Genomic DNA, 10,889 nt, shown 5'->3' on the forward strand with positions numbered 1-10,889 from the left:
AGACAACTTGTTGGCGAGCCAAGCGCTGCGGTGTGTCAGGCAAACCGCCTCGCGAACAAGTTCGCTCCTACAGATTCCAGCCATGCGCGTACGCCTGTAGGAGACAACTTGTTGGCGAGCCAGACGCTGCGGAGCGTCAGGTAAACCGCCTCGCGAACAAGTTCGCTCCTACAGACTTGAGCCATGCGCGTACCCCTGTAGGAGCCAACTTGTTGGCGAGCCAAGCGCTGCGGTATGTCAGGCGCGCCGCCTCGCAAACAAGTTCGCTCCTACAGGTAACGCAGGTCACACCCAAATCGCGTCCCAGAGCGGGTAATCATCAAGTCGACTTACCAACTTCGCCCGTAAGGGATTCGCGACGATATAACGCGCTACCCTTTGTATGTCCTCGTCGTACCGAACTGCGCGATCATGAAATCCTTTTTGCCATATGCGTCCCCTACCTTGGGTAGCTCTGTTGACCGCAATAGCGCTTCGAGCTTTGACCCGTTTCAATAAAGTGTCTAGAGAACCGGCCTTGAGTTCAAACAACCAATGGAAATGATCCGGCATCACCACCCACGCAAGCGATGACACCAGCCTATCCCGCTCAGCCGCTCGAAACTCATGAACGACCAATCGACCTAAATGCCAATCCTTGAAAATCGGAATACGTCCCTCCGTGACCGACGTTACGGCGTAGATACGTCCAATTTCAGAGAAACGACCTTTTCGAAGACGATGGCTGTATTCCTGGCGCATCAAAATATGGCCCTCCATGGCACATAAACGAGAGCCGGAGAATTTACAGGTGAAGGTATGGATGCTCTATGAGTGCTGTCTTCCTGAATGTTTCTGAACCAAGTAGCCCCCCTCGCGAACAAGTTCGCTCCTACAGATTCGAGCCATGAATGAACCCCTGTAGGAGCCAACTTGTTGGCGAGCCAGACGCCGCGGTGTGCCAGGCACGCCGCCTCGCGAACAAGTTCGCTCCTACAGACCTGAGCCGGGCACGCACTCTGTAGGAGCCAACTTGTTGGCGAGCCAGACGCTGCGGTGTGTCAGACGCTGCGGTGTGTCAGGCACGCCCCCTCGCGAACAAGTTCGCTCCTACAGACTTGAGCCATGCGCGTACCCCTGTAGGAGACAACTTGTTGGCGAGCCAAGCGCTGCGGTGTGTCAGGCAAACCGCCTCGCGAACAAGTTCGCTCCTACAGATTCAATCGCGCTCGATATTCGCCGGGGGTTTCATCGAACCAGCGTCTGAAGGCGCGGAAGAAGTTGCTGGGGTCTGCGAAGCCCAATAAGTAGGCGATTTCGAGCAGGGTCATTTTCGGTTGGGCGAGGTACTGCTGGGCCAGTTCGCGGCGGGTGTCGTCGAGCAGGATCTGGAAGCTGGTGCCTTCTTCCTGCAGCCGACGCTGCAAGGTGCGCTGGGACATGTGCAGGCGTTGCGCAACGGCTTCGCGCTTGGGCTCACCCTGAGGCAGCAACCGGCACAGTACTTGTCGCGCTTGGTGGGTGACGCGATTGCTGGCGAAGCGTGCGAGAAACTCCCCGGCGAAGCGGTCGTGCAGCTTGGCCATGGCCTCGTCGGCGGTGGGCAGCGGGGCTTCCATGTCGGCGCGTTCGAACACCAAGGCGTCGTAGGGCGCATTGAAGGTCAGCGGTGCATGGAAGAATTTTTTGTACGGCTCGACGTTTTTGGGTTGATCGCACTGGATCATCACCGAGCGGGGCTGCAACGGTCGGCCTGTCAGCCAGCCGCAGAACGCCAGTGCAAAGGCCAGCGACGCTTCGGCGCTCTGTCGTGTCGGGGGGAGGTGGTCGCCATGTACGGTCAGGATCAGCGCATAACCTTCAGGCAGCAGACGAAAACTCAGGTCCGCACCGTCGGCAATGATGCGTTGGTAACGCACCAGTCGTTCAAAGCCCTCCTTCAAAGTGCGCGACGACATCAAGGCGTAACCGGCGACACTGAAAGAAGCAGGCCTGACAACCCGGGCCATGTTCAGCCCCACCGCCGGATTACCGGACAGCTCGACAGCACGTTGCCACAAACGGGTCATGGAATCCTGGGGAAAGCGCGCGTCCGGATTTTCCAGATCGGCGTACACCAGCCCCAATTCCTTGAACAGCGCCCGACAATCCAAACCATCCATTTCCAGCGATTTGACGATGCCCATCGCCCAGCTGGAAGAAGTCGTTCTTTCCATGCTCACGTCTTCTTGTTTTCACCGGCCGCCCCCTGCGGCAGATAGCCGAAGGATACTACGTTGGCACCCAATGTCACTGACTGTGTCGAGGGCTCGGCTAGACTGATACCACGTCATATAAAAACAGAGAGGGGCCTGTGGAAAACGTTAAAACCTTCCAGCGTTTCGCCGACTTCTACCCGTATTACTTGAAGGAGCACAGCGACAGCACGTGTCGTCGCCTGCACTTCATTGGCACCACGCTTGTCATCCTGATTCTGGCGTTGGCGTTATTCAGCGCCAGCTGGATGTGGCTGTGGATATTGCCGCTGGCGGGCTACAGCTTTGCCTGGGCCGGGCATTTTTTCTTTGAAAAAAACCGGCCCGCCACGTTCAAGTATCCGTTCTACAGCCTGCTTGGCGACTTCGCGATGTACCGCGACATGTTGCTCGGCAAGGTGCCCTTCTAACGCCAGCACGAAACTCGAACGCCCGCCGTATCAGGCGGTCGCCTGCTCTGCTTCCTGACGCGCCTTGGCGCTGATGTGCGCATCGGCCAGTTTGAACAGCTCGATGTGACCGTCCCAATGCTCGATCAGCGCGGTGCAGGATTCGACCCAATCGCCACAATTCAGATACTCCACTTCACCCACCTTACGGATTTCGGCGTGGTGGATGTGCCCGCAGACCACCCCGTCCAGCCCTCTCTTTGCACACTCGTGAGCGATGGCTTCTTCAAAATCGCTGATGAAACTGACGGCAGTCTTGACCTTGTGCTTGAGATACGCCGACAGCGACCAATAGCCATACCCGTACCGGGCGCGCCAGTGATTGAGCCATCGGTTGAGGGTCAGCGTGAATTCATAGGCCGAGTCGCCCAGAAATGCCAGCCAGCGGTGGTAGCGGGTGATGACATCGAATTGATCGCCGTGGATGACCAGCAACTGGCGTCCGTCAGCCGTGGTGTGAATGGCTTCGTCGACCAAATGGATATTGCCCAGAATCAGCTTTGAGTAGCGCCGCAGAAACTCATCGTGATTGCCGGTGATGTAGATCACTTCAGTGCCGCGCTTGCTCATGGTCAACAAGCGGCGAATGACGTTGGTGTGCGCCTGCGGCCAGTACATGCCACCGCGCAGCTTCCAGCCGTCGATGATGTCGCCGACCAGATACACCTTGTCGGCATGGTATTGCTTGAGAAAGCTCGACAAATGCTCGGCCTGGCAATCACGGGTGCCGAGGTGGACGTCGGATATCCATAAGGTTCTGACACGTTGCTTACGACTGGGGCGGGCGTTTTCAGCAATGCTCATGGACACACTCCGTCTGGTTTCAATGAGACTGAACCGGGACGGTTAATTGAACATGACAACTGTATGGCGAAGTGATGACAGCCGGGTATGAAATCTGGGGATTGGCGGGAATGACTCACGCGTCAGGCGGGGTACTGCGGTCGTTATGACCCAGATCGCGCTGCGGATCGATCTGGTCACGCACCCGCTGCTTGAGCATCTTGGCTTCGGGAAAGCCGCCGTCGGCCTTGCGCTCCCAGATCTGCACGCCGTCACAGGTGATGTAAAACACGCCACCGGTGCCGGGTGCCAGAGACACTTTGCCCAAATCATCCGAGAAGGTGCTGAGCAACTCCTGCGCCAGCCAGGCCGCGCGCAATAGCCACTGGCATTGGGTGCAGTAGGTGATGATGATTTCGGGTTTATCCGACATCAGCTGATTCCGGCCAGCAAATCCCGCGCGGTTTGCTGAGGGCCGTCGTCGCTGCCGGCGATGACCTCTTCAAGCAGCTGACGCGCCTCTTCCAGGCTGCCTTCGTCGATCAGCACCTGCGCCTGATTGATTTTGCTCAGCGGCTCTTCTTCCATATCCAACAGGTCGAATTCCGACTCGTCGTCCATGAAGCCATCCAGGAAGGCGTCGTCCAGTGAGTCGCTGTTGGTTTGAACCGTGGTTTCGACGATGGGCTCTGGCGTCATATCCATGCCGAGGTCCGCGTCCATGTCGAGATCCATATCCAGATCCAGGTCCAAATCGAGTTCATGCTCAGTCACAACCTCAGGTTCTGACTCAGGTTCGGCGAAGTCGCTAAGGAACTGCTCATCCGGCATTTCGAACACTTCGGGAAGCTGCGTCAGGTTCGAGGCGAATGCAGGATCAACGGCCTCGGGGCCTTTGAGAACCGGCTTGCGCGGTGCAGGGGTGCTTTCGAACGGATCGACCAGATCCCAATCGGAATCCATCGACAGATCGTCCAGGTTCAGCTGGAAATCATCTTCGGTTTTGGGATTGAGTGCCGCTGCCGCCGTTTCATCCAGCTGAGCGTCGGATGTTGGCGGCGTCGCGGCTACAAGCGTCGCCGCTGTTGCGGCAGCCACTGCCACAGGCGCTACGACTGGCGCGACGGGCGCTGGCTGTGCGACCGGCTTCAGCTTTGGATAGCGCGAGCGAATTTCCTGCAGGCGATGAGGCTCGATGCCCTGGTTCAACAGTACTTTTTCTTCCTCATCGAAACCTGCGAGGTCGCCTTGCTCGCCCAGCAACTCAAGTATCCTGAGGCGCAAATCCGTGCGTTGCGGCTGCTTTTGCAAGGCTTCACGCAAGATGGCCAGTGCCTCGGTGAAGCGACCGTAAGCGATATAGATGCTCGCGCCGTCCAGCGCGTCAGTGGAGGCACCTGCCAATCGTTGTCCGGACGACGACGTCGAAGTGGACGACGCAGAAGCGGTCGGTTTGGGTGCGACGTCGGGAACCTCAAAGACCGGGGTGACGGCTGTCTGGGCGGGTTTGATGATGGGTTCAACGGGCTCCGGGACCAGTGCGAGCTGATTTTTGATCCGGTTGCGGCGTACCGAATACGCAAGCCCCAACAGCAACAAAAGGATAAGTACCGCGCCGAGCAACAACGGCCACGGCAAGTCGCTGGAGTCATCGACTGCAGCGACCGGGGCTGGAGCCACCACTGGTGCAGGCGTGATTGCCGGTGCGACGGCCTGCGTTCCTTTTCCCGCGGAAGATTTCAGCTCAGCCAGTTGCGTCTGCAGTTCGGAAATCTGTTTGTTCTTACCGGTGACATCCTCTTCGGCTTTCTGCACCTGGTCTTTCAAATCCTCGACGCTTTTGCTCAGCTGCTGATTTTCCAGAACGGTGGCAGTCAGTTGCTCGGCGACCTGCGGCACGCTGTTACCAGGCGCAGGGGTGCTGGGACTTGCTGGCAAAACGGGTGCAACGGCAGCGGCCGGAGCGGGCGCGCGCGCGGCGTCTGGCAGCAACAAACTCTGGCCCACTTTCAGTCGACTGCGCTCCCCGCCAGGGAAGGCCTGTGGATTGAGGGCCTGAATGCCATTGGCCAACTCAGTGGAGGACGTTTTACTGCCCGGGGCCTGCACCCGCTTGGCGATCGACGCAAGATTGTCGCCGGCAACCACGGTGTAGTGTTTGCCTTCCACCGCAGCGGGCGGTGCGACCGGCATCCGCGACTCAGGCGTCTTGGGGGTGGAGCCTGCCAGCGTAGTGGTTCGGCTGCGGGTAGCGGCCAGCCCGGACGGGGAGTCGGGCGGATCCAGCAACACCGTGTATTCGTGCAATTGGTCGCCATTGGGGCGCACTAACCTGACCAGGAAATTCAGATAGGGCTCGGTGACCGCCTTTCTCGATTCGATATGAACCACGCCACGGTTGCCACGAATGATCGGCGTGAAGCGCAGGTCGCTGAGGAAAAAAACCCGCTCGATCCCGGCTTTGCTGAACGCTTCAGTGGAAGCCAGGCTCACCCTGATGTCTTCAGGACTCAGGCCGTTGGTCTCGATCAATTCGATGTCGGCATTGAGCGGCTGGCCCATGGCCGAATGCAGCGTGATTTCACCCAGCCCCAGTGCGGCTGCGATGCTGCTGTGGAGCAAGGACGCCGACGCAATCGCCATTGTCAGCAAGCCACAACGAAGACCAGCTTTGACGCGACGCCCAGACATCACGACGCGCCTACTATCAGCCTGAAAACTCTTCAGCATGCGAACCCTTATGGAAACCGAGGCAGGCTTCCCTGCTATTCATTGACGTAATGGACGCCATGTCCGGACTGAAACAAGTATGGGTGCAAATAGAACAGGATGCTGAGGCGCGTACAACGTTTTTAAGGCGATGTGCGCACCCGATTTCAGGATTTTTCGAGGTTGGCGAGGATTTTTGCGTGAACGCGCATGCAAATGCGCAGCTCTTCTTCTTCAATGCCCATGAACAGCTCATGGCGCAACGCATTGGCAATGGTTTCGATTTTCTCTATCAGCGGGCGGGCGGTGTCGCTGAGCACGATATTTTTTGCCCGGCGATCTTCCAGAACAGCCTGACGCCGGACCAGGCCCTGATTTTCCAGACTGTCGAGCAAACGCGCCAGGGTCGGACCTTCAACACCGACACTTTGTGCCAGCTCACGCTGGGTCGGCGGCTCAGTGAACCGCGCCAGATGCAACAACACTAGCCAACGGGCCTGAGACAACCCGAGATCGGCCAGGCGCCGGTCAAGTTCGGCGCGCCAGCCACGGGAGGTGTGGGCCAGCTGCATGCCGAAGCGATGCTCTTCAGTTAGGGGCATAAATGACTCTATGATTGACGGCTTTTGCTAATTGATAGGCAGCTAACCATGGAGCCTGAAATCAGGCAAGTATTCGCATGTGGTGATTCGTCGCAGATGGCGGGACAGTCCGGAGTGCGGCGGGTTTGGCTTGGGATCAGGGTGCTAGATTTGAATCCGTGGGAGCGGACCTGTCCGCGAAAACGCCAGTTCATTCAATGGAGTTGTGTCGTTTGCACCATTGTCTTCGCGGACAGGTCCGCTCCCACATAGATTTGCCGCGTTCGTTAAACCTCAAACTCAGACTGCAACGCCGCCCGCACGCAATACAACACGCCTTCAGGTACACGGCCGACAAACATTTCGGCGATGGCTGCGACCGGAGGCAGCTCGCCCTCGCCATCCAGGAAAGCGTCCTGAATTTCACCGAGCAAGTCTTCCGGCAGATCCAGCGCTTGCTCCAGCGACAATTGCTGTTTGCCGATGGCTTCGGCCAGCATCGTGTAGACGTTCTTTTCCGAGCACTGCAATTGCCCGGCGATCTGCATCGGCGTCATCCCGGCGCGGGCCAGGCTGATCAGCTCATGACGCACATCGGCGACCACCTTGAGCGCTGGGGCCGAGCCTCCCAACACCTCAAGGAACGCTTCCCCATACCGCTCCAGCTTGCGTGCGCCGACACCACTGACTCGGCCCATTTCCGCCATCGAGCCGGGCTTGCTGCGCAGCATTTCCAACAGCGTGGAGTCCGGGAAAATAACGTACGGCGGCACGCCGTGTTCCTCGGCCAGTTTGCGTCGCAGTGCGCGAAGGGCTTCCCACTCTTCGCGCTCTTCGCTGCGCACCAGTTGACTGGCGGGGCTGCTGCCGGAGGATTTGGCGGTGGTCTGTGGTTTGAGATCCCGACGCAGCTCAAGGGTGACTTCGCCGCGCAACAATGGGCGACAGGTGTCGCTCAGGCGCAGCCCGCCGTAGCCTTCCAGATCAATGTCAGCCAGACCACGGGCCACCAATTGTCGGAACAGGGAGCGCCATTCGCTTTCATTGCGGCTTTTACCGACACCGAACACGGCCAGGTGCTGATGGCCGAAGCTCTGGACCTTGTCATTCGACTTACCCAGCAGCACGTCCACCAAATGACCCACACCGTAGCGCTGACCGGTGCGGTAGATCGCTGACAGGGCCTGACGCGCAGGCTCGGTAGCGTCCCAGGTCTGCACGCCATCGACGCAGTTATCGCAGTGCCCACACGGGTTAGGCATGTCTTCGTCGAAGTAGGCGAGCAACGTCTGACGACGGCAGCGGGTTTCTTCGCACAAGGCGAGCATGGCATCGAGCTTGTGCTGTTCGACCCGTTTGTGGCGCTCGTCGCCTTCGGAGTTCTGCAACATCTGCTTGAGCATCACCACGTCTTGCAGGCCGTACGCCATCCAGGCATCGGCCGGCAGACCGTCGCGCCCTGCCCGGCCGGTTTCCTGATAATAAGCTTCCAGGGATTTGGGCAAATCCATGTGCGCCACGAAACGCACGTTGGGTTTGTCGATGCCCATGCCGAACGCAATGGTCGCCACCATGATCAGGCCTTCCTCATTGAGGAAGCGCCGCTGGTTGCTGGATCGTGTCTCAATGGGCAAACCAGCGTGATACGGCAACGCCGGGTAGCCGTTGTCGCTGAGGAACACCGCAATTTCGTCGACTTTCTTGCGCGACAGGCAATAAACGATGCCTGCGTCGCTGCGTCGCTCCGAGAGGAACGCCAGCAATTGCTTGCGCGGCTGCTCCTTGGGCACGATGCGATAGAAAATGTTGGGTCGGTCGAAACTGGACAGAAAGCGTTCGGCATTCTGTAAGTGCAGGCGCTGGACGATTTCTTCGCGGGTGCGCTTGTCAGCGGTGGCGGTCAGCGCGATGCGCGGAACATCGGGAAACAGTTCGGCCAGCTGCCCCAGTTGCAGGTATTCCGGGCGGAAATCATGGCCCCATTGGGAAACGCAGTGCGCTTCGTCGATGGCGAACAGGGCGATTTTAAGGTTTTGCAAAAATGCCAGCATCCGAGGCTGAACCAGGCGTTCCGGGGCCAGGTAGAGCATTTTGATCTCGCCCAGACGAATCCGGTTGGCAAGATCACGTTGCTGCTCGGCATTGAGGGTTGAGTTCAGCGCAGCGGCTGAAACGCCCAGTTCCTCAAGCGTCGCCACCTGATCGTCCATCAAAGCGATCAACGGTGATACCACGACCGCAAGCCCATCGCGCAACAGCCCAGGCACCTGAAAACACAGGGACTTGCCACCACCGGTGGGCATCAGCACCAATGCATCACCGCCATTGGCTACGCGCTCGATAATGGCACCCTGACGACCACGAAAACTGTCGTAGCCGAAGATGTCTTTAAGTACGCGCTGAGCCTGGTCGAGCATAGTTACCCCGGATTGTGCTGCTACAGCGGGGAATCATCCGCTGTCGGAATTTCAAAGCGCCGCAGTATACCGGAGCGTTTCCATCGAAAGGACAGCAGCGACATGAGCGGTCGAAATTAAGGGTAATACTGATTGCATCGGCCTCGCCGCTGGCGCGCGCGGCGCTCAGGGCCTAGAATTCAGCATTGTTTATTTCCAAGGTAATTCGTCCAATGTCCTTCGCTGAGCAACTAACCCGCCTGCAAGTCTTCCTCGACGCCGATGAGCTGCATGACGAAGCGTTGGACTATGTGGCCGCTCACGGCTACATGACCGCACTGTCGATCTGCGCCGAAACCGTCCCGGAGCGTGAGTGGATCGACGCTTTATTCGCTGAGCCGCCGCAGTATGCCGACGAGTCCCAGCACGCCGAAATCGAAGCCACGCTGGTTCAGCTGCAAGCGCACATCGCGCGTCAGCTCGCCTCCGATGAAGAATTCGAACTGCCATGCGATCTGGATCTGGGCGATGACGCCGACGATTCCGAACTTCGCGGCTGGTGCATCGGCTTCATGGAAGGCGTGTTCATGCGTGAATCGGCCTGGTTCGAAAACGATGAAGAGGAAGTCAGCGAAATGCTGCTGCCGATCATGGTGGGTTCGGGCTTGTTCGATGAGCAACCTGAATTCGCTGACATCGCTGCCGATGCCAATCTTATGGACGACATGATCGTGCAGATTCCGGAGGCGCTGACGGCCCTCTATCTATTGCTACAGGCGCCGGACGAAAAGCCAGCGATCCTCAAACCCCGCCACCACTGAGTCGGCGCCTATGGCGCAGAGCAATTCGGGGCAGCCAACACCGCGCACAAGCCGACACCGGCTTATGCGCTTTTTTTTGATCGGCGTTGGCTGGTTGAGCGTGGTGTTGGGGGTTATCGGGATATTTTTGCCGGTGCTTCCGACCACGCCTTTCCTGTTGATGGCCGCAGCGTGTTTTGCTCGCAGTTCTCCAAGGTTTTATCACTGGCTGATCAACAACAAACGGCTCGGCCCCTGGATTGGCGACTATCTGGAAGGCAACGGCATCCCGCTCAAAGGTAAGGTCTACGCCATTGGCCTTATGTGGATCAGCATTGGATTTTCGTGCTGGCTGGTGCCGCTTATTTGGGCAAGGGTGTTCATGCTGGTGAGTGCCGTGCTGGTGACGATTTATATTTTGCGGCAGAAGACATTGCGCAAGATCTAGCCTCAGATAATCGTCCCGCCCTCTGCGTGGGAACGATCAACCACGACCCGCTTCTGCCCGAAGGGCGTAGGGCGATCGATTTCAATCCGCTTCTGCCGAAGGCGTAGAAGCGATCCACCGCGATCTGCTTCTGCCGAAGGCGTAGGAGCGATGCTTGCACGCGATCTGCCGGGGACCGGCAGCAAACCTGTGCATGCGGTGGAGGCAGATACACCCCGGCCGCATGGTTTCATGACTGCTACGCAGCCAATCGTCGGCAAGCCAGACTCCTACGGCCTGCGGCCAGAATCAAAAGCTCAAATCCAACACGGCCCGCTTCTGCCCGAAGGGCGTAGGAGCGATCCACCGGGATCTGCTTCTGCCGAAGGCGTAGGAGCGATGCTTGCACGCGATCTGCCGGGGACCGGCAGCAAAACCTGTGCATGCGGTGGAGGCAGATACACCCCGGCCGCATGGTTTCATGACTGCTACGCAGCCAATCGTCGGCAA

At 58.5% G+C, this 10,889-nt stretch carries 11 protein-coding genes; 4 read left to right on the forward strand and 7 right to left on the reverse strand.

Annotated features, from left to right (window positions below; all coding sequences use genetic code 11):
- Positions 1–285: 285 nt before the first annotated feature.
- Positions 286–741: an REP-associated tyrosine transposase gene (locus ACWKV9_RS27475; RefSeq protein ID WP_483839259.1), complete on the reverse strand. Its 456-nt coding sequence runs from the start codon at positions 739–741 to the stop codon at positions 286–288.
- Between the two features lie 449 nt (positions 742–1,190).
- Positions 1,191–2,195: an AraC family transcriptional regulator gene (locus ACWKV9_RS27480; RefSeq protein ID WP_483839260.1), complete on the reverse strand. Its 1,005-nt coding sequence runs from the start codon at positions 2,193–2,195 to the stop codon at positions 1,191–1,193.
- A gap of 137 nt (positions 2,196–2,332) precedes the next feature.
- Here ACWKV9_RS27480 and ACWKV9_RS27485 point away from each other — a divergent pair, with 137 nt between their 5' ends.
- On the forward strand, positions 2,333–2,644 hold the full coding sequence (locus tag ACWKV9_RS27485) for an Mpo1-like protein (RefSeq protein ID WP_483839261.1): 312 nt from the start codon (positions 2,333–2,335) through the stop codon (positions 2,642–2,644).
- Between the two features lie 30 nt (positions 2,645–2,674).
- Here ACWKV9_RS27485 and ACWKV9_RS27490 read toward each other — a convergent pair whose 3' ends face one another.
- The 5 genes from ACWKV9_RS27490 to recQ form a co-directional block, all read right to left on the reverse strand.
- A complete protein-coding gene (locus tag ACWKV9_RS27490) occupies positions 2,675–3,487 on the reverse strand; it encodes a UDP-2,3-diacylglucosamine diphosphatase (protein WP_483839262.1) in 813 nt (270 codons plus the stop codon).
- A gap of 115 nt (positions 3,488–3,602) precedes the next feature.
- Positions 3,603–3,899: an Rdx family protein gene (locus ACWKV9_RS27495; RefSeq protein ID WP_483839263.1), complete on the reverse strand. Its 297-nt coding sequence runs from the start codon at positions 3,897–3,899 to the stop codon at positions 3,603–3,605.
- Complete coding sequence (locus ACWKV9_RS27500; protein ID WP_483839264.1) at positions 3,899–6,196, reverse strand: FimV/HubP family polar landmark protein; 2,298 nt, start codon at positions 6,194–6,196, stop codon at positions 3,899–3,901. The genes ACWKV9_RS27495 and ACWKV9_RS27500 overlap by 1 nt, the downstream gene beginning before the upstream one ends.
- Before the next feature lie 146 nt (positions 6,197–6,342).
- Complete coding sequence (locus tag ACWKV9_RS27505) at positions 6,343–6,777, reverse strand: MarR family transcriptional regulator (protein ID WP_483839265.1); 435 nt, start codon at positions 6,775–6,777, stop codon at positions 6,343–6,345.
- Positions 6,778–7,043: 266 nt separating this feature from the next.
- The gene (gene recQ / locus ACWKV9_RS27510) at positions 7,044–9,173 is read right to left on the reverse strand and encodes a DNA helicase RecQ (RefSeq protein ID WP_483839266.1); all 2,130 of its coding nucleotides are present in this window, start codon (positions 9,171–9,173) and stop codon (positions 7,044–7,046) included.
- A gap of 212 nt (positions 9,174–9,385) precedes the next feature.
- Between recQ and ACWKV9_RS27515 the strand changes: the two genes are divergently transcribed.
- From ACWKV9_RS27515 to ACWKV9_RS27525, 3 genes are all read left to right on the forward strand, one after another.
- Positions 9,386–9,973 carry a UPF0149 family protein gene (locus ACWKV9_RS27515; protein ID WP_483839267.1) on the forward strand — a complete coding sequence of 196 codons (588 nt, stop codon included), beginning with the start codon at positions 9,386–9,388 and terminating at the stop codon, positions 9,971–9,973.
- Positions 9,974–10,037: 64 nt separating this feature from the next.
- Positions 10,038–10,400, forward strand: coding sequence for a YbaN family protein (locus tag ACWKV9_RS27520; protein WP_483839268.1), 363 nt, complete (start codon positions 10,038–10,040; stop codon positions 10,398–10,400).
- Positions 10,401–10,550: 150 nt separating this feature from the next.
- On the forward strand, positions 10,551–10,889 hold a 339-nt coding region (locus ACWKV9_RS27525), incomplete at its 3' end, for a hypothetical protein (RefSeq protein ID WP_483839269.1).

The organism is Pseudomonas corni (genome assembly GCF_057128765.1).

What these genes read in the sequence shown, in the direction of transcription:
- ACWKV9_RS27475 (WP_483839259.1), bottom strand. Translation starts at nt 741, where the DNA reads ATGCGCCAGGAATACAGCCATCGTCTTCGAAAAGGTCGTTTCTCTGAA.
- ACWKV9_RS27480 (WP_483839260.1), bottom strand. Translation starts at nt 2,195, where the DNA reads ATGGAAAGAACGACTTCTTCCAGCTGGGCGATGGGCATCGTCAAATCG.
- ACWKV9_RS27490 (WP_483839262.1), bottom strand. Translation starts at nt 3,487, where the DNA reads ATGAGCATTGCTGAAAACGCCCGCCCCAGTCGTAAGCAACGTGTCAGA.
- ACWKV9_RS27495 (WP_483839263.1), bottom strand. Translation starts at nt 3,899, where the DNA reads ATGTCGGATAAACCCGAAATCATCATCACCTACTGCACCCAATGCCAG.
- ACWKV9_RS27500 (WP_483839264.1), bottom strand. Translation starts at nt 6,196, where the DNA reads ATGCTGAAGAGTTTTCAGGCTGATAGTAGGCGCGTCGTGATGTCTGGG.
- ACWKV9_RS27505 (WP_483839265.1), bottom strand. Translation starts at nt 6,777, where the DNA reads ATGCCCCTAACTGAAGAGCATCGCTTCGGCATGCAGCTGGCCCACACC.
- recQ (WP_483839266.1), bottom strand. Translation starts at nt 9,173, where the DNA reads ATGCTCGACCAGGCTCAGCGCGTACTTAAAGACATCTTCGGCTACGAC.
- ACWKV9_RS27515 (WP_483839267.1), top strand. Translation starts at nt 9,386, where the DNA reads ATGTCCTTCGCTGAGCAACTAACCCGCCTGCAAGTCTTCCTCGACGCC.
- ACWKV9_RS27520 (WP_483839268.1), top strand. Translation starts at nt 10,038, where the DNA reads ATGCGCTTTTTTTTGATCGGCGTTGGCTGGTTGAGCGTGGTGTTGGGG.